Source organism: Hymenobacter elongatus, from assembly GCF_004745955.1.
Lineage (GTDB): Bacteria > Bacteroidota > Bacteroidia > Cytophagales > Hymenobacteraceae > Hymenobacter > Hymenobacter elongatus.
Map to the genome: position 1 here is coordinate 159,278 of NZ_SRLD01000001.1, position 18,842 is coordinate 178,119.

At 60.5% G+C, this 18,842-nt stretch carries 15 protein-coding genes; 6 read left to right on the forward strand and 9 right to left on the reverse strand.

From position 1 onward, the window contains the following. Window positions 1-11 precede the first annotated feature (11 nt). From E5J99_RS21965 to E5J99_RS00690, 3 genes are all read right to left on the reverse strand, one after another. Window positions 12-134 carry a hypothetical protein gene (locus tag E5J99_RS21965; RefSeq protein WP_262712954.1) on the reverse strand — a complete coding sequence of 41 codons (123 nt, stop codon included), beginning with the start codon at window positions 132-134 and terminating at the stop codon, window positions 12-14. Between the two features lie 127 nt (window positions 135-261). Then, complete coding sequence (locus E5J99_RS00685; RefSeq protein ID WP_135495793.1) at window positions 262-1,806, reverse strand: sigma 54-interacting transcriptional regulator; 1,545 nt, start codon at window positions 1,804-1,806, stop codon at window positions 262-264. 272 nt (window positions 1,807-2,078) lie between these two features. Further along, complete coding sequence (locus E5J99_RS00690) at window positions 2,079-3,191, reverse strand: vWA domain-containing protein (RefSeq protein ID WP_135495794.1); 1,113 nt, start codon at window positions 3,189-3,191, stop codon at window positions 2,079-2,081. Window positions 3,192-3,371: 180 nt separating this feature from the next. Here E5J99_RS00690 and E5J99_RS00695 point away from each other — a divergent pair, with 180 nt between their 5' ends. The 3 genes from E5J99_RS00695 (at window position 3,372) to E5J99_RS00705 (ending at window position 5,467) form a co-directional block, all read left to right on the forward strand. Continuing rightward, window positions 3,372-3,653: a DUF427 domain-containing protein gene (locus E5J99_RS00695; protein WP_135495795.1), complete on the forward strand. Its 282-nt coding sequence runs from the start codon at window positions 3,372-3,374 to the stop codon at window positions 3,651-3,653. 61 nt (window positions 3,654-3,714) lie between these two features. Beyond that, window positions 3,715-4,347, forward strand: coding sequence for a hypothetical protein (locus tag E5J99_RS00700; protein WP_135495796.1), 633 nt, complete (start codon window positions 3,715-3,717; stop codon window positions 4,345-4,347). 283 nt (window positions 4,348-4,630) lie between these two features. After that, on the forward strand, window positions 4,631-5,467 hold the full coding sequence (locus E5J99_RS00705; RefSeq protein WP_135495797.1) for a bifunctional transcriptional activator/DNA repair enzyme AdaA: 837 nt from the start codon (window positions 4,631-4,633) through the stop codon (window positions 5,465-5,467). Between the two features lie 234 nt (window positions 5,468-5,701). On the opposite strand, the gene E5J99_RS00710 is transcribed toward E5J99_RS00705, so the two are convergent. After that, window positions 5,702-6,679, reverse strand: coding sequence for an acyl-ACP desaturase (locus E5J99_RS00710; RefSeq protein ID WP_135495798.1), 978 nt, complete (start codon window positions 6,677-6,679; stop codon window positions 5,702-5,704). Between the two features lie 105 nt (window positions 6,680-6,784). Continuing rightward, window positions 6,785-8,404 (reverse strand): hypothetical protein, encoded by a 1,620-nt coding sequence (locus E5J99_RS00715; RefSeq protein WP_135495799.1) that lies wholly within the window; start codon window positions 8,402-8,404, stop codon window positions 6,785-6,787. A 147-nt stretch (window positions 8,405-8,551) separates the two neighbouring features. Here E5J99_RS00715 and E5J99_RS00720 point away from each other — a divergent pair, with 147 nt between their 5' ends. Next, window positions 8,552-10,207, forward strand: a complete 1,656-nt coding sequence (locus E5J99_RS00720; RefSeq protein WP_167851914.1) for a glycosyltransferase family 39 protein — start codon at window positions 8,552-8,554, stop codon at window positions 10,205-10,207. 92 nt (window positions 10,208-10,299) lie between these two features. On the opposite strand, the gene E5J99_RS00725 is transcribed toward E5J99_RS00720, so the two are convergent. The 4 genes from E5J99_RS00725 to E5J99_RS00740 all read right to left on the reverse strand — a co-directional run bounded on the left by E5J99_RS00725 (window position 10,300) and on the right by E5J99_RS00740 (window position 16,209). Then, entirely contained in the window at window positions 10,300-12,117 is a 1,818-nt protein-coding gene (locus E5J99_RS00725) for a GEVED domain-containing protein (RefSeq protein ID WP_167851915.1), read from the reverse strand. Window positions 12,118-12,774: 657 nt separating this feature from the next. Beyond that, entirely contained in the window at window positions 12,775-13,752 is a 978-nt protein-coding gene (locus tag E5J99_RS00730; protein ID WP_135495802.1) for a glycosyltransferase family 2 protein, read from the reverse strand. A 6-nt stretch (window positions 13,753-13,758) separates the two neighbouring features. Then, complete coding sequence (locus E5J99_RS00735; RefSeq protein WP_135495803.1) at window positions 13,759-15,054, reverse strand: MATE family efflux transporter; 1,296 nt, start codon at window positions 15,052-15,054, stop codon at window positions 13,759-13,761. A 156-nt stretch (window positions 15,055-15,210) separates the two neighbouring features. Then, on the reverse strand, window positions 15,211-16,209 hold the full coding sequence (locus E5J99_RS00740; protein WP_135495804.1) for a hypothetical protein: 999 nt from the start codon (window positions 16,207-16,209) through the stop codon (window positions 15,211-15,213). Between the two features lie 143 nt (window positions 16,210-16,352). On the opposite strand from E5J99_RS00740, the gene E5J99_RS00745 reads away from it, so the two are divergent. Together E5J99_RS00745 and corA are read left to right on the forward strand one after the other, a co-directional pair. Continuing rightward, entirely contained in the window at window positions 16,353-17,264 is a 912-nt protein-coding gene (locus E5J99_RS00745) for a hypothetical protein (protein ID WP_135495805.1), read from the forward strand. Window positions 17,265-17,521: 257 nt separating this feature from the next. Continuing rightward, entirely contained in the window at window positions 17,522-18,724 is a 1,203-nt protein-coding gene (corA, locus tag E5J99_RS00750) for a magnesium/cobalt transporter CorA (protein ID WP_245318653.1), read from the forward strand. Window positions 18,725-18,842: the final 118 nt, after the last annotated feature.

The following is an 18,842-nucleotide window of genomic DNA, read 5'->3' on the forward strand; positions in this document are numbered from 1 at the left end:
TGCTGAAGCAGCTATTTCTTCTGCGTTTTCACGGTCTTGCCCGAGGGCTTGTCCTTGATTTCAGTTTCGTTTTCCTTCTCCTTGGCTTTGGTAGCAGGGTCGGTATGCTTCGGAGTGCTGGTGGTATTGGCCATAATATGGAGGTTCTGGTTGTGAAAGAATACCCCATGTACGGCTGCCAAGCCACAATGGCTATGCGTCGGCGGCTATTTTTGGCGGTGGCCACGCGCAGTAGCGCGAAGCAGAGCTTTGTGCTACTACCTACCGGCGCTTGCGGGGCCGCTCCTCTTCCTCATCATCCTCATCCCCTCCGAAGCTGGGCATGGTAAACATCGACGAGAGCAGGTCCTTGAACTGAGTACCGGCTGTGACGCGGTTGCGCGAAATCAGGCTGTGCTCGGCCAGGCCGTGCAGGCAGAACTCCATCAGGAAGAAGGTGGTGTCCTTGTCTTCCTTGGGGTGCAGGAAGCTCACGATGCCGCGCAGGCCGGGCACCTGCTCCAGGGCCTGGTGGTAGTCCTGGTCGGAGCCGTCGTTGAGGACGTCCACGGTGTTGCCGGCCCCAAACCAATCCTGCACCTCTTTGTAGGGGTTCGGGATGGTCTTCTTTTTCTTCTGCTTATCGGGGTCGGGGAAGTAGGTCAGGAAGAGCGTGCGGATGGCTTTGCCCATCAGCTTCTCGGCCACGATGCCGGCTCCCTCCTGCTCGCCTTCGTAGACCAGCTCCACCTTGCCGGTTAGGGCGGGCACGGCGGCCAGGAAGTCGGCAATGCGGACGTAGGTTTTCTTCTCGCCATTGAGCAGGGCGCGCCGTTCGGCCGCGCTGATCAGGCTTTCGTAGGCCGCAATGGTCAGGCGGGCCGATACGCCGCTTTTAGCATCCACGAACTCCGAGGCGCGGGCCTCCACGGCCACTTGCTCCACGAGGTCGTGCATGATTTCGTTGCTCACCACCATGCCCTTTTGCTCGGGCTTGATGCGGGCCTCCTGCTTGGTGATGCGCTTGCCCACCTCGATGCTCTTGGGATAGTGCGTGATGATCTGGGAGTCGATGCGGTCCTTGAGCGGGGTCACGATGGAGCCCCGGTTGGTGTAGTCCTCGGGGTTGGCCGTGAACACAAACTGGATGTCGAGCGGCAGGCGCACCTTGAAGCCCCGAATCTGGATGTCGCCTTCCTGCAGGATGTTGAAGAGCGACACCTGAATGCGGGCCTGCAAGTCGGGCAGCTCGTTAATAACGAATATGCCCCGGTGCGAGCGAGGAATCAGGCCGAAGTGAATGACGCGCTCATCGGAGTAGGGCAGCTTCAGCGTAGCGGCCTTGATGGGGTCAGCGTCGCCGATGAGGTCGGCCACCGATACGTCGGGCGTGGCCAGCTTCTCGGTGTAGCGGTCCGAGCGGTGCATCCAGGCCACGGGCGTGTCGTCGCCTTTTTCGGCAATCAGGGTTTTGGCGAAAATGCTCAGCGGCTGCAGCGGGTCGTCGTTCAGCTCCGAGCCGGCCACCACGGGAATGTACTCGTCGAGCAGGTCCACCATCAGGCGGGCGATGCGCGTTTTGGCCTGTCCGCGCAAGCCCAGCAGGTTGATGTGGTGCATGCTCAGAATAGCGCGCTGCAAGTCCGGAATAACGGTTTCCTCGTAGCCGTAGATGCCGGGAAACACGTCTTCCTTGGCCTGGAGCTTCGCAATCAGGTTGTCGCGCAGCTCCTGCTTCACGGAGCGCGACACGTACCCGGCTTTTTTCAGGGCACCCAGGGTGGTGATAGCCAGTAGTTCGGTGGTCGAGAGCTTGTAATAAGCCATACAGATGGTCAAGGGGAAAATCAGATGAAATACATGTCAACAGGCCGCAGTGCGGAAGGGCCGAGGCTAAAAAATCCGGGCTGTGCTGTCATGCTGAGCTTGTCGAAGCATCTCTACCGCTATGGTATATGATTACTACGGCGGTAGAGATGCTTCGACAAGCTCAGCATGACGTTCAAGAGTCAATTCACAGACTTCCTGAACAGCTTCGACTGCGCGCAGCATGACAGCCTTTCGGGAAAGTCAGTAGCAGCCAGCAGCCCGCGCCGGGGCTACAGCGTTTTGCGGCGATTCTTTTTGTAGTCTTCGAAAATCAGGTGGCCCAGCCCCTTCAGGCCGCTGAAGTAGGCTTTGCCTTGGTTCACCTGCGTAAACTCCTCCACGAACTGCTGTAGATACGGGTCGGAGGCAATCATGAAGGTGGTAATCGGAATTTTGAGGCGGCGGGCAGCGGCGGCCAGGTTCAGCGTCTTGTTCACCACTTTGCGGTCGAGGCCGAAGCTGTTTTTGTAGTAGCCGTTGCCTTCCTTCAGGCAGGTGGGCTTGCCGTCCGTTATCATGAAAATCTGCTTGTTGGCCGTTTTGCGCTTGCGCAGCAGGTCCATGGCCAGCTCCAGGCCCGCCACCGTGTTGGTGTGGTAGGGCCCCACTTCCAGATACGGCAAGTCCTTGACCTTGATTTCCCAGGCGTCGTTGCCAAACACAATCACGTCCAGAAAATCCTTGGGGTACTTCTGCTTCACCAGCTCGGCCAGGGCCATGGCTACCTTCTTGGCGGGCGTGATGCGGTCCTCGCCGTAGAGAATCATGGAGTGCGAGATGTCAATCATCAGCACGGTGCTGGTCTGGGTTTTGTGCTCGGTTTCGCGCACTTCCAGGTCGCCCTCGGCCAGCATAAAGTCGTCGCCACTCTCGCCGAAGCCGTGGTTGAGCTGGGCGTTGCGGATGCTTTCCGTCATCGAAATCTGGTCGAGCGAGTCGCCGAAGCGGAAGTCGCGGATATCGGTGCTCAGCTCGTCGCCCTGGCCGGTCTGGGGCGTGCGGTGGTTGCCGGAGTTACCCTTTTTGAGCTTGCCGAAGATTTCCTCCAGCGCACTCTTGCGGATACCCTGCTCGGTTTTGGGCGTAATCTTAAACGAGCCCAGTTCCTGCTCATTCTCATCGATGTAGCCCTTTTTCTTCAGGTCGTCGATGAAGTTGCCCATCCCGTAGTCGTTATCGGTCAGGCCGTATTGTTTGTCCAGCTCATTGAGCCAGGAAAGGGCCTCCGCCACGTCGCCGGACGTGATGGTGACCAGTTGCATGAATAGTTTAAACAGTGTCTCGAAGCCTTTCTCGGACGACTCTTCGGGCACGAAATCCCGGAAACGAAAACCTGCAGACATATACGTTGGGATTGAAGCGTGATAACAATAGGGCGGGCGGCAATGTTCATTGGGGAGATTTCCGAGCTCAATGCCTGGGTTTTGTACTTCCCAAGTGGCTATTATTGCCCCCTGGGTGCCTACCAAGGCCCTGCATTTTCCGTTCTCAGCTCTTTGTTCTCACCTCTCAGCTCTATTCTTATGAAAGCCATCTGGAACGATACGGTAATTGCCGAAAGTACCGATACGGTTGTTGTCGAAAACAACCACTATTTTCCTGCCGACGCCATCAAGCGCGAATTCTTCGAGGATAGCATTGCCCAGACTTCCTGCCCCTGGAAAGGCCGGGCCAGCTACTATTCGGTGCGCGTAAACGGCGAGCTGAACAAAGATGCCGCCTGGTACTACCCCGAGCCCAAAGACGCGGCCCAGGAAATCAGGAACCGCGTAGCGTTCTGGAAAGGCGTAAAGGTGGTGGAGTAAGCGGCGCTATCTTTAACGGCGCAGTCGCCGTATAGCGCACACATTCCTCTTTCCGCTTTTCATGCCTAGTTTTTCCCGCATCCTGCTGGCTGCTTTTCTGCTAACCAGCGCCGCCAGCTGCGACAGTACCCGCGAAACCACCACCGGCCAGCCCAATCCCACGGCTAGCACTACTCCTGCTCCCACTCCGCCGCCCGGCTTCCGCAAAGCGCTGACGGCCGCCCCCTACACGTTCATCGTCAGCTCCTCGGGGCCGCTGGGGCAGCGCCAGCTACAGGTGCGGGCCGAGCAGGATGGCCAGGAACTGACCACAGCCCAGGATACGATTCTGGGTGAGGTGACCGACGCCCGCCTGGTGAAGCTCACGGCCGGCTCCGGCCACGAGCTGTTGGTGTTTGTGCAGGGGGCGGGCAGCGGCTCCTACGGGGAAGTACGCGGCTATTGGTTCGGGGGCCAGGATTGGGAACGACTAACCGTGCCCCCGCTGTCGGCAACGGCCGCCCGTGGCTACCAGGGCCAGGATACGTACCGGGTTCAGGGCCGCGAGCTGGTGCGCTCCTTCCCTATCTATGCCGCCAGCGACGCCAACTGCTGCCCCAGCGGCGGCACCCGCACCATGCGCTACGTGCTGCCCGAGCAAAGCCTCACCTTCCGGCAAGCCAGCCTGGTGAACGAAGCCCCGGCAGCGCTATAGTGCAGGATATGGCCTGCACTTCGGTGTCATGCCCGGTCCGGCAGCCGCCTGTCAAAATACTGCGTGTGCTGACATTACGGAGAAAACGACGTCCTGCTGCTCGTGTTGAAGCACCTCTACCGCCACAGTAATTATATTCTGGCGGTAGAGGTGTTTCAACTACGCAGACGCAAGGATAAGCAGGACACTGCCGCTACTTCTCACCAGGCCGCATAAGTGCGCAAGATTCGGGTGTGGGTGGGCGGGCTACGGGTGTAGCTTTGGCTACTAATCCGCTTCAGCCATGACCGATTACCAACGCATTGCCGCCGCTATCGGCTACATTCAGCAGCACTTCCGGGAACAGCCCAGCTTGGAACAGATGGCCGAGCAAGCTCACTGGAGCCCGTTTCACTTCCAGCGCAAATTTCAGGAATGGGCGGGCGTGAGCCCCAAGAAATTCTTGCAGTACGTGAGTGTGGAATACGCCAAAAAGCTACTCCGGCAGCAGCTTTCCGTGGCTGAGGCCACGCATGAAACCGGCCTTTCGGGCACCAGCCGCCTCCACGACCTGTTCGTGACGCTGGAGGCTATGACGCCGGGCGAATACCGCCAAGGCGGCGCGGCCCTCACTATCACCTACAGCTTTGGCGAAAGCCAGTTCGGGCCGTATCTGGTGGCCTCCACGCCCAAAGGAATCTGCTGCCTGCACTTCGCCGACGATGCCGACCTAGCCCTGGCCGAGCTGCGTCAGGAATGGCCGCAGGCCACGCTGCTGGCTGAAATGACAGCGGAGCATACGCAGGTAGCCCGATTCTTTGCCCGCGAGGTTGGCCCCGGCGACCGGCTGCACTTACATCTGAAAGGCACCGATTTCCAGCTGAAAGTGTGGAAATCCCTGCTGCGTATTCCCGAGGGCCGGCTTGCCACCTACGCCGGGCTGGCTGCCGAGGCTGGCCACGGCCCGGCGGTGCGGGCCGTGGGCACGGCCATCGGGGCCAACCCGGTAGGCTACCTGATTCCCTGCCACCGCGTGATTCGCAACACTGGAGACCTGGGCCAGTACCGCTGGGGCCCGACGCGCAAAGCCGCGCTGTTAGGCTGGGAAGCGGCCCGGACTAGTTCGTTGACACTTATTTAAGAGCGTGTTTGGGAATTGTCATGCTGAGCTTGTCGAAGCATCTCTACCGCAGTAGTAATCAATTTACTGTGGCGGTAGAGATGCTTCGGCAAGCTCAGCATGACGTTCTGACGACTTCCTAAACAGCTTCAAGGTCACCGATCAGAACAAAGAAAGGCCCGACGGAAATTTCCGTCGGGCCTTTCTTTGTTCTGATCGGTGGTTGAGTGTTGCGCAGCAAATTGCTGGTTACTGTTACTCAATCCACTTGAACTTGTATTCCAGCTTGGGCACCGGCATGCGGTCGGCTACGCGACGCAGGCGGTTGGGCAGGGCCATGATATAGTCGCGGGCTTTCTCGGCGGCTCCGTTCAGGTCCGATACCTGGTCGAGCTTCCAAGTGGTAATGAGGCTCTCCAGAATGTCGGTATAATCCTGACTGGTGTAGACGCCCAGGCGCTGAGCGGCGTCGGTGAAGTGGCCAAAGGTTTTGCCCATTTCCACGCCCATCTCGCGCATGTAGTGCGCCGGCATCACGATTTTCTTGCGCATCATGTCCTCGAAGGCCAGCATCATTTCCGAAGGATCAACCTCGAAAATCTTGTCAACGAAGGTCTGATACACGCGGGCATGCCGGGCTTCGTCGCCGGCAATCATGCCGCAGATTTTGGACAGCTGCGCGTCGCCCGCTTTGCGGGCCAGCGTCCCCACGCGACGATGCGAGAGGTTGGTGGCCGCTTCCTGGTAGCTGGTGTAAATGAAGGCCCGATACGGGTCGTGGGCAGTACCCAAGTCAAAGCCGTCGGCAATCAGGTAATGGGTGCTGACCTCGAACTCGCGCATGTTCACGCGGCCCGACAGGTACAAGTAGCGGTTGAGCAGGTCGCCGTGGCGATTCTCCTCCGCCGTCCAGCCCCTGATCCACTGAGCCCAGCCGTTGTCAGGGTCGCGGTTCAGATCGTCGAGTTGGTGAAACCAAGCTTCGTAATTAGGCAGTGCTTCCTCTGTGATAGTGTCGCCAATGAGCACTGCTAACAGGTCGTAGCTCAGCCCTTTCGCGCTTTCGCGCAAGTCCCGGACTTCGTCAAAGAATGTATCGGAGCGGGAGTCAGGAAGAAAATCGGTGGGTTGCCAGCTGTCGTCTACCTTTTTGAGAAAGCCGTCAATATTTTCTTTTAGAAAGGATTCGAGATGCTGGAGCACCTCCGAGCGGGAGGCCACAGTTGCAATCATAGGAGGAGGAAAGAAGGGATTTCGGGGTCAAATGTAGGCATTCGACAAGCACAGATACGTAAAACAGACTCGCTTGGCTGCTTATAAAATTTTGGCATTTTACCTTTATTCCAGCCGCTCGATATTTATCGTGTACTGTTGAGGTAGATAGCCACTCGTCTGCGCGGTGGCAGCCACGGGCCGAATAATGACTCGCCAGCCTCTGGAAGCCAGATACGCCGATAGCCACGGCACAACCCCGGGGGTAAGCCACCACTGCGTTTGGCCACGGGCAGCCAAGTGGGCTAATGCCGGGGCCAAAGCGGACGTACCGGTGAGCTGCCGGCGCAAAACACGCTGCGAAGGGTCGAGGGTGGGCCAGCCGGTGAGAGACAGCACCGAATGCGGAGCCAGATGCACCACCGTGAAAGGCGACTGCGATTTATAGGCACCCTCCAGTCCGGCTACAACCAGTAGCTGCCCGCGCCGCGTGGCTGCTTCTACTTGCCGCAGCACTGCCTGGCCACGCGCCTGCTCCTGCCGCAGCACCTGCACCCGGTGCGTCGTTTTGAACGCGTAGGCGATTAGCAACAAGGTCAGAATGCCGAATACCAGAGGCGACAGGCGCGGCAGCTGCCGCCGCGTATCCCGCAGCAGGTAAATCAACGTGCTGAGGGCCCAAAGGCTGCAAAGCGGCATCCCGAGCCGGGGCGGCAGCTTGAGAACAATGCCCAACCCAAGGAGCAGCCCCAGAAAAAACAGCTGAACCAGCCAAAAGCCGCGCCGGTGCGGATAGCGCTGACTGCGCGCTACCAGCAGCCATGCCACCGCCTGCAGCATAAGCAGGGCGAAATAGTCGCGGCCGAGCAAGCTAGCCCAGGCGCGCAGCTTGCCCGGCAGCACTTCGCGCAGTAAGTAGCCAGGGTTCACCCGCGTGGCGCGCCGAAACAACGCTTCATTGACGACGGTAGAATCGCCGAAGGCCCAGTGACCGATGGCTTGGATACCGAGGCGGTCGGCAGCCGTTTGGGGAGCAGGCTGGTAGAGCTGGTAGTCGTTGAGGTTGGACTTGAGCACGTCGAGCGTCTGGTAGGTGGCAGCGGCCGGACCACGGGTGAGCACCAGCAGCACGCTGGCCGCGCTCAGCAGCAGCAGTGCCCCCCCGACTAGCGAGGCCCCGCGCCGCCCGGCCAGCCACAAGGCGCCCGGGGCAGCCGCCAGAACACCCAGCCCGGCAGCACTGGGCCGAATCATCCAGGCCAGCGCCAGGGCCAGCAGCGCTACGGCCAGCACCCGACGGCGGCCGGTGCGCTGGGCCGCCAGCAGCAAGCCGGTGCCGGCCAGCAACACCGGCACCCGCACGTAGCTAAACCACAACGCGTGCTCCACCCACGCCAGGGCGTAAAACCCGACCAGCACCAGCACAATCGGGCCGCCGGGCAGCCGCCCGCGCAACAGCTTGTCGAGCACGGCGAAGGCCAGCACGGTGGCGGCGTAGAGCAGGCCGTAGAGGCTCAGGCCATACCAGGGCAGGGCCGGAAACTGCTGGTACAAACCAGCCAGCAGCGGGGCCAGCCCGTGAAAGTAGAGGTGCAGATCGGTGACGGGTGCCACGGCGGTGCTGCCTTGCAGCAGCAGCGTGATGCTGAGGTCGTCGTTGGTTTCGAAGTAGCAGCCCAGTCCAAGGCTTGCCAGCAGCAGCAGCGCCGGCAATACGATAACGCGGAGGAAGCGGGAGTCAAGCATCGGCGGCCAGCAGGCCAGACTAGAACGGCGTGGCTGGCGGGGTAAAGATGGGCAAACGAAAGATGGTTTGGGCGCGGCGCGGCCGGTGGGGCTGGCAACGGAGCCCACCAAGTGGTCTGTTCATTCTAAATCGGTTGCTTTGCAGTTGTGAAGCCTCTCTCCTCCCGCCTGCCCGACCTGACGCTGGTTTTCGTGGTGCTGCTAACCCTAGCCTACTTCTTCCTGACCCACGAAGGGCTGTATGATCTGGACGATTATTTCTACGCCCGCTACGCCCACCAGCTAGCCAGTGGCACCTTTGCGGTGGTGCCCGACCCGCAGGGTCTGCTCCACGACCCACTGAAAGAGCGGTGGCTAATTTTCGGGCCGGTGGCGGCAGTGTACACCATCTTCGGCATCAACAGTATCACGAGTACTCTGTGGCCGCTGCTGTGCACACTGGGGTGCGCCGGGGTTATCTGGGGGGTATACCGGCACCGGGAGCCCGTGGTGGCCGCCGCCGCCATGCTGCTGCTGGGGCTGCATTATTTCACACTTAATCTGACCAATTATCTTTACCCAGATAATATACTGATGTTCTGGTGCTTGTGCTGCGCACTCAGCTTGCTTCTGGGTCGGCAGACGTACCGCGACCAACTGGTGTGGGGGGCGGGATTTGCCGCGCTCAACTTCGCCGCTCTGCTCAGCAAAGAGACGATTGTGTACTACCTGCCGTTCTATTTGGGCGTGCTAACCCTTGATATGTATCGGCAGCGCAACACCCGATTCTGGGTAGCGGCGGTGGCACTCGGGGTCTGTCTGCTGGGAGCTTACCTGGCCTTCTACCAGCTGTATACTCATGACGCGCTATACCGCCTTCACCTGATCGAGCAGACCAACGAATACCTGAAAGAGGGCAATTTTCTGGCCGGTAACCGGACCGCGCTGGTGGCGCGCATCACCTACCAACCCGTGGTTTTTCTGGTGGGCACCGGCTTGGGAGTGGCACTGCTTCTGGCGGGCGCGGCCGCGCTGTATAGCCGGCGCAGACCCACTGCGGACGCGGGCTTTTGGCTGGGACTAACGTTTACTACGCTGGCTTTTTACTGGCTGGGCAGCACTTCCCTCAGCCACTACAACCCCATTACGCTGGTGCCGCGCATGGCTACCCCACTGCTGCCACCTCTGTGTGTGGCGGCGGGCTTTGGGCTCCGCGACTTTGTGGCCAACGGTCGGGGTGGCTATTGGCTGGCCCTATTGCTGCTGGCCGGTGCGGGCTGGCTACACAACAGCTTATCGGTGCTGTACATGGTGCCGGCCTTGTATTTTGCTCTAGCTACCTGGTGGACCAATCCGGCGGCGACCAGCCCGTGGCGGCGGCCCGGCACGGAGCATTTCGCAGCGCTGGCACTCGGGGCGCTGGTGCTGGCGCTGAGCATCCGGCCGCTGTATTTCATGCAAAAGCCCAGCGTATCGGCACACCGTGCCCAGCAGCAGCTTATGCGGGAGCGGCTGCAGGCGCCAGCCCGGGGTGTGGTCTTCGTCGACGATTTCCTCATCGGCAACTATGACTTCTACTACGGCTTCCAGGTGCCCCCCGACCTGCGGTTTCGGCGCTTTGCCGCCGCCGACTCGGTGCGACTGGCTCCGGGCGAAAAAGCCTGGCTGCTGCTCAACCGTAGCACGCTGACCAACCCCGAGCTGACGCGCAAGCTTATTCGCTATCAGGAGCCCGAGGTGCTGGCGCGTTTTCCCGAGCGTCGCTCCGTGGCCCAGGCCGGTACTGTGGAGCTTTTCGAGGTGCTGCTAAATGCACCCAAGTAATAGCGCCTGCTTGTGCAGGCCCTTTGGCGACTACAGTGCTCAGCATATTCTTCTTACTGAAAGCCTCCTTACCCCAAAGGTCAGCCTCCACCCTATTCGACTACGAGCCGGGCCGTAGAACTGCTCAGCCGTAGCAGATACAGGCCTGCTGGAAAGCCCGTTAGATCTACCGTAGTTTGCGTCGCCGAGGCGGCTATTGTATAGCGCCGAATCTCCCGGCCCAGCCTATCGAGCACATACAAGGTTTCGGGCTTGGTACGGGTAGCAGACAGGTGCACCGTGGCTTGGCCAGCTGCTGGGTTGGGCAGCACTGTCAGCGCCGGCTGCCGAGCCGGTGAAACAGTAGACAAGGCAGTACCAAAAAGCACTGGATAATCCTGGGTTTCACCGTACACCAACGGAGCGCAGGAACTAGTTATGGAGCCTAAACTCACGTATTGCGTACGGACCCGCAGCGCGCCGCACCCGTTAGCGACACCCGGCGGCAGCGTAAAGGTGGCCGCATACGATACAGCTGGCTGGGTACTCTGAAAAAGCAGCTCATTGGGCTCCGCGAAAGAGCCGTTTTGGTTCAGATCGAGCCACACGCTTACATGCTGCGGGTAATAGTAGCCGTTGTTGAAGGTGAATAGTTTTACGTCCAGAGAATAACTCGTACTGGGCAGCAGCCGGGCATACTCCGTAGGAAAACTTGAGGCTGAAGGCCCGCAGCTGGTAGTGCTGTGCGCCAGAATGATCGTTTGGCCCTGCCGCAGAGTCACGGAGCCCAGACCGAAAGCCTCCTCCGGTTTGTCGGTGCAGGTGTTGGGAGTATTATGCGCAGCCCGGCAATACATGCGGGCAGTCGTGAGGCCGACCACATTACTGAAAGAGGCTGCCGCATTAATGGGCTTCACCCGGTATTGCACCGCCGTGAAGCCGGGGATACTCTGGTCTACGTACGACGTGGCGCCCACTTCTACGGCCGCAATAGCCGCAAAGTCGCTGCTGCCGGAAGCCCGTTCGATGAAATACCCCACGGCCGCCGGGCCAGATACCGGATTACGCCAACTCAGGCGGGTTTGGCCCAGACAACTGCCCGACGTCACTGCAAGACCCGTGGGAGCGGCGGCGGCCGGGCGGCTACACGTCAGGTTGGCCTGGCTGGTCATGCGGTTGGCCTGCATGTAGGCATACTGAAAAGGCGTGTACTCGCTGCCACAGAACCAGTAGCTCATCACGTTGCGCATATCGGGCACAAAAAGACTGCCCTGCGCATCAGTGGCGGTGCCAGTATACACGCAGTTGTCGCTGGTAGATCCGGGCAGGCCGTAGGGGTCGGCGGGAGTATCGCAGATAAAGTCGCCGGCCGAGTTGCAGTTGGTGCGCGCCACCAGCTCCCGGTTAGCAAAGTTGAAGCTGTTGTTATTGTTAAAAGTATGCAGCAAGCCGAAGGTATGGCCCAGCTCGTGCGCCAGTGGCCCGACGCCAGCCAGAAACACCTTGCGCTCCCCAGGGCCCGGGTTAACGTATGCGTAGCCCCCTACGCTGCTGTTGCCGTTGCGATTAATCGAGTTGACGAAGTACAGGTTGATCTGGTTGCTGTCGTAGTTTGCACCACTGGACAAGGCTCCCTCGTTCTGACTATTGAAGTTGAACCAAGCCGTATTGTCGATGTAGTTAGGCGCGCCGCACACGTAGAGTTGGGTATTCGACTGCACAAACTGACTGTTGGTTTCGGCAATGCTCTGGTAGACAGCGGCTACATCAACTCCTCCTGTGCCATCCGTTCGCCGCACAATGTGGATCCTCAGGGGCACGTAAGTCACAGGGCCGGCGGGCTGGCGGGCGTGTAGCGGGTGGGCCACCTGGGCCAGCGTTGCCAGCTCGGCCGGGGTGGGTTCCGGCGTGCCGCAACGCAGTACTGGCATGGTCTGGGCCTGCGCTATGCTTGCGAAAACAAGGAAAGCCAGTAGACAGCTAACTTGTTGGCACCGGCGAAAAAACGACGAAAGTAGGTGTGTAGCCATGGGCAGATGAAGAAAAAAGCAGCGTTTTATGTAATCTGGTGGTCCTTAATTTCGCACTGCCAGTCGCCCCGCCCTACCACGCACCTCGCGCTGCCACCACCGCCTTCCGCACATAGTGCCACAGTGCTCTAGAAGCAGTTGTCAGGCCAAGAAATCCTCCTGAAACCTCCAAAAAACAAACAAGTGACGACCGTAGTGCTGGGCTGCGTAGTCTATGATGGGTGGCGTTTTGTTTCACGAAGCAGCCCGACGTTACCGTTGAGCTTGTCTGCAGCGGCTTATCTTATCAGTTCCGGGTCAGTAGGATGACGCAAGGCTTTAATTTACTATAATTTACTACTTTATCTAAAATATATGCAAATTTTACCATGCATTTGGTTACCAGTACTGCTCTATGGTTGTGCGGCCTTTGCGCTACACTGCATTTCTACTAGCCGCACATGGAGGCCGAAAACTTTGCTTCTCTTAAGTTCACCGCGAATTGACGTAGCCAAACAGCGCACAAAACACCGCTTCGAATACGCTCAGAAGTACCTCACCAACGACCCGGCGCGGCGGCTACCTGCTGCGCCAGGCGCTCCAGGTGCCCAAGGCCCAATCCAGAATAGTGGTTGCCCCTACGGCTCGCAGCAGCCCAAACAGCTCATGCGCTTCGCGGAAATTACCCCAGCGCACTGCTTGGCGCAGCTCCCAGCGCAGGCGCACGCCCAGCGCGGCCTGCTCGGCGGGGGTGCGGCACAGGCCTAAGGCCTTGCGGCATACCTGAATAGTGGAAGCCAGAAATGGGTCGTTGGGCCGGTAGCCCCGGCGCGACATGGCAGCCGGATGCAGTCGTTTTTGGGTCGTTACTTCATCCAGAAAATAGAAGCGAAAGTTGCGGGCGGCCCGCACCCAGAAATCGAAGTCCTCGTAGGCCAGGGTTTCGTCGTAGCCCCGCAACTGTTCGAGCACCGTGCGGCGCATCAGCATGGTGGGCGTGCTGATGAAGTAGCGGCGGAGCACATCGGCGAAAACGTCTCCCGAAGCTGGGCGCGGGTGTAGCTGCTGGTGGGCAGCGCGGCGGTAGTGGTAGCGCACGTGCCGCGAGGCTTCATCAATCAGCTCGGCATCGGAATACACCACACCGTAGTCGGCGGGCAGCTGCTGAAAGCAAGCTACCTGCTGGGCTACGCGCTGGGGCAAGAGCACATCATCGGTGGCGAAATCAATAAAAAAATCCCCTTGCGCCCGCCGGAACGCCTGGTTGAAAGCACGGCAGTTGCCTTGGTTGCGAGGTAGAAAAATGGTTTGCCAGCCGGGATGCGCTGCCGCATACCGCCGCAGAATCGGCAGGCTGGCGTCCGTGCTGGCATCGTCGACGAGAATCACTTCCAGGTTCGGGTAGGTCTGGGCCAGGATGGAATCGAGGGCTTCGGCCAGAAACGGGGCGTGGTTGTAGCACAGCGCCACAATTGTGACCAGTGGCACAGCCACCGAAGGCGTGCCAGTACCCGGTTGGGAGCCGGTGCCGGGAGTCGTGGAAATCGGTTCTGTCATTGCCAATCAGCGCCAATACGAGCGAAAGTAAACCAGGCAGCCCAGCAGCAGAATACCAAAGCGGGCCGCGTGCGCCAGCGGCGCCCCCAGCAGGCCGTAGCGCGGCAGCAGCACAGCCAGCAGGGCCACGTAAAGCGCCGCCGAGCCCGCCTGCACGGCCACGTAGCGGCCCACGTGCGCTTTAGCCATCAGCAGAAACAGAAACGTCCAGGTTAGAAATTTGGCCCAGTCGCCCACAAACTGCGGGGCCAGCAGGTCGCGGGCGGCCAGAAACTGCGGATCGAATAGCAAGGGCAGCAGCCAGTCGCGCAGCAGGTAGAGCAGGCCCAGCCCCAGCGCTACTACCGGGGCCAGCACCAGCAGCACGGTACGCACGTAGCCACGCGCCGCCACCGGCTGCCCCACCACCGCCGCCAGGCGCGGGTAATACACGCTGCCCATCACGGCTGAAAATACCATCGTGTAGTTGTCCGAGAGCTTGGCTACCGCCTGCCACATCCCGGTTTGGGCCAGGCTGAAAGAGCGAATCAGTACGTCGCGCAGCACGAAGTCCACGATTTTACTGAACAGCAGCACGCTCACGGCCATCAGCACAAACCGCCCCATGCCCCGCAGCGCCGCCCGGCTGACCGGTCCGCGCAGGGGCATGAGCAAGCCGTGCCGGGCACAGACCACGAGCGTAGGCACCAGCGTGCAGCCCTGGGCCAGCAAATAGGCCAGCAGCACCTTTTCCACGGCCAGCCCGCTGTACAATGCGCCGGCCACGCCCGCCACGCCCGCCGCACTCAGCACCGTGGTTAGCCACACATAGGGCCGCAGCCGGCCCGCAGCCAGCAGCACCGCTCCCCCGAACGTATTGCCAGTGAGCAGCCCAATACCCGCCGCAAACAACGCCACCCAGGCGGCAGAAGGCCGAAAAACGCCCACCAGCGACTGTCGGCCCAGGAGCAGCACGGCGGTGCCGACCAACAAGGCCAACCCATTGAGCACCAGCCCCGCGCCCAGCCAGGCCCGGTACCGACCGGCACCGGCCCGCAGCGGAGCCAGGTATTTCACAATGCCCACGTGTACGCCCTCATTGGGCAGCGTCGTGAACAGGGCCATCAGATTCTGGAAGTGGGCCAGCAGCGTGAGGCCGCTGGGGCCGCCATACACGGCCATCAGCTTATTGAGCAGCAGCGCGCCGGCCGTGCGGGCCCCTACGGCAATGCCCGAGCTGAACGCACCCCGCAGAAAACGGCTTATGCCGCCCACCAGAGGCGCGGAAGACGGTGACGTGGCAGAAGAGTCGTCGGGCTGCATGCCCGGCAAAAGTAGCGGATGTTAGAGCGTGTTTGGCATAGTGTCATCTTTGCCCGGCTGAACTCGTGCAAGTACTTAGCGCGCAAATGCCGCTGCTGCTTCCCGTACTACGGCTGCGCCCAGCGCAGCCCCGCTCCTGCCACGCATTCCGGCGGCCTACCGCTCAAACGTCAGCTTCAGACTGGGCACACCGCCCAGATGGCGCTTGAATTGTAGCAACGACTGATTGAGACCTTCGGGCAAGGTGGAGGTGCCCAAGTCGAGCAGCTGCTGCCCATTGGCCCGCCCAAAGGCGTGCAAGCCTTCGTTGAGCAGCACGACGGGGCTAAACGTATTGTACGCCAAGGGGCTGGCCGGGTAGAAGTTGTAGAGCACCCGACTGTTTACCCGAATGGCAACCGTCAGCGCCGCCCAGTTGCCGGCCTGGTCGCGCACCGAGAACAGGAAGTAATCCTGCGGGAACTGGCTGAACAGCTCCTGCAGCCGCTCTAGACTCAGGGAAAGCTCCTGGCCTTTTTCCCGGCGGCAGCGGCGCAGAAACTCGTAGGCCAGCGGCAAGAACAAGGGCGTTTCCTGCTCAAAAACGAAGCCTTGGTGCTGGCATTTCTTCAGGCGGCGGCGCTCTGAGGGGTGCAGCCGCGCCCGGAAGTCGGCGGCCAGCGGCAGATGGTTATTGATTTCGGCCAGTGGTATGGCGTAGCCCAGCTGTTGCAATACGTGGGTGAGCAAGGCGCTGCCCGCCGGGTCGTAGGCGAAGGGGTAGCTGCGCAGGCGCAGGTGGGCCAAGCCTTGCGCGGCCAGCTGGGCGTGCACTACTTCCAAAAAAGCCCGCAGCGCCACTGCCGCTACCGCCGCCAGCTGCACTGCCCCAAACGGAGCCTGCCACGGACTCTGCGCGGTGCCGCCACCGGCCTCGCCGGCTACGTGCAGCTGCGCCACCGTGAGCTGGCGGTCCTGGTCTTCGAGGTAGAAGGAGAGCAGCAGCCCGGCGTGACGCTGCAGGCGCAGGTGGGCAGGCGTGAGATACAGAAAGGGCTCAAACGCCAGGGGCAGCGTGGGGTCGGCTACCTGCCCGGCCGGCCCCACGTGGAGCCGCACCACGTACTGGTCGCCTTCCAGCGGCAAAGGCAGCAAACAGGACGAAGCAGCGGGCATGCGGAAATTAAAAAGGCTACGAACGGGGCAGGAACGGCGAAAGTACAAGTAAAATCGGGGCGCGGGCGGCAAACGACGGCGCGGCATCGTATTTTTGCGGCCCTTTTGGCGTTTCCCTCTTCCTTCATTCTGTCGTTGCCCGCATGCTTGCCTTATTCCTCTCGGTTCTGTTCTCGGTTACTATCGTTTTCATTTTCAAATACTTTTCCCGCTTCGGCGTCGACACATTTCAGGCGCTGATTGTCAATTATATCACCTGCGTGGTGGTGGGCTGGCTGGCCTCCGGGGCCCCGTCGCTGGAGCCGCTGCGGGCCGGTGGGGCCTGGCTGGTAGCGGCTGTGGCCTTAGGCGGGCTGTTTATCGGCACATTCTATCTGGTGGCCATCACGGCCCAGCGCGTGGGCGTCAGTGCCGCGTCGGTGGCCAATAAGATGTCGCTCATTCTGCCCGTGCTCTTCAATCTGCTGGTGCTTCGGTTGTCGCAGCGGCCCTATACGTTTATCAACTACGCGGGTATGGCCCTGGCGCTGCTGGCCATTTTGCTCACGGCCCTGCCCCGCCGCTCCACCGCCGCCGCTCCTGATGGCACGGCACCGGCGGCGGCCTGGTGGCTGCCGCTGCTGCTCTTCGTTTCCAGCGGGGCCGGCGACTCCCTGCTGAACTTTGCCAGCTCCACGCTGCTGCCCGACGCGGCTACCCGCACGCTGTTTCCGCTGGTCACGTTCGCCACGGCCGGCACCATTGGCCTGCTCATTCTGCTGAGCCGCGTAGCGAAGGGCGGGCAGCAATTTGCCGCTAAAAATGTACTGGCCGGCATTATTCTGGGCATTCCCAACTACTTCTCCATCTATTTCCTCATCAAAGCCCTGGGCAATTTCGGCAACGATGGCGCGTTCGTGTACCCCATTGCCAACGTAGCCACCATTTTGCTGGGAGCCGTGGGGGCCGCATTTCTATTTCGGGAGCAGCTGGGGGCGCGGGGCCGCGTGGGGCTGGCTACGGCCGTGGTGGCACTGGTCCTCATTTCGTACCAGGAAATCGTAGCGGCCTTCTGATGGCGCTGGCGGCGGGGCCCTGCCAGCGAGTAGCGCCGTAGGGTAAAAACCGAACGGCCCGATGTGGACCACGGCGTGAAGCCGGCGTCGCGTGGTGCATAGAATTCGGCGCGTCATTTTCTTTTGAGCCGACGACAAGCAAGTAGCGGCGCGGCTGCTAGCGGGAAGCTCCTTAGCTTGGCCTATTGCCCCAGCGCCCAAACGCTTTTGTAGCATCGCCACGTACAAGCCTCGCGCTCTTACTTCTGCCCGCCCCCATGACTGCTGCTACTGCTTCCCCCGACCTCCCGCTTGCGCCCCCTGTGGTGCCGGCACCCGCCGATGAGCCTGTCCGCTCGGGTGTTTCCGACCGCGCCGCTACCCAACAGGCCCGGGAGCAGCAGGTGGGCCAGCGCCCCGGCACGCTCACCATCCGGGAAGGCTCCCTGGTGCCGCGCCTCTTCCTGATTTCCTACGACGATACCGTTTTTGAGGAACAGGAATACACCAGCTACGACGAGCTATGGGCCTATTTTCAGGCCAACCCGCAGTTGAAGCACTGGATTGACGTGCGCGGCTACAACGACCTGGCCCTGATGCAGCGCCTCATGCAGGACTTCCGTATTCATGCCCTGCACATGGAAGACGTGCTGGGCGACTACCAGCGGGCCAAAGTAGATGTGTTCGACGAGAATCGTCTCTTCCTGGTGTCGCGCATGACGGAGTTCACCTCCCTGCTCGAAATCGACGACGACCAGCTGTCCCTCGTCACGGGCCCGAACTACGTCCTCTCCTTTCAGGATGACTACGACGACTGCCTCGACTCGGTGCGCAACCGGCTCCGCTCGGGCTTCAGCATGATCCGCCACAAGTCGTCGGTGTACTTGGCCTACGCGCTTACCGACGTGGTGCTCGACCACTACTATCCTACGATGGCCGCCATCGGCGACTATATTGAGGTGCTCGAAGACCGGATTTTTCAGGGCCGGCCCAACCGCCACCTGCTCAGCCGCATTTTGCAGATCAAAAAGGATATCGTGCGTTTCCGCCGCCTCGTGTATCCGGAGCGCGAGAAGATTGCCGAAATCCTGCGCATGCCCGATGCCGTGGTATCGGAGGAAACCAAGGTCTTTTTCAAGGACTGCTACGACCATGCCATCCAGGCCATGGATCTGGCCGAGAGCTACCGCGAATCCATCAGCAGCCTCATGGACCTGTACCTCTCCGACCAGAGCAACCGCATGAACGAGGTAATGAAAGTGCTGACCATTATCAGCAGCATCTTCATTCCCCTGAGCTTCGTGGTGGGCCTCTACGGCATGAATTTCCAGCGTGAAAACCCTGACGGCTCCATCAATCACCTGAACATGCCCGAGCTGTATGAGCCCTGGGGCTACCCGGTACTAATGGCCATACTAGCGCTCATCGTCACGGGCCAGCTCATCTACTTCTACCGCAAAGGCTGGCTCACGAACCGGTAGGCTGGTTTTTGGTTTTTGGTTTTTGGTTTTTGGTTTTTGGTTTTTGGTTTTTGGTTTTTGGTTTTTGGTTTTTAGAAAAGAACGTCATTCCGAGCGAAGCGAGGAATCTCGCGTGCTG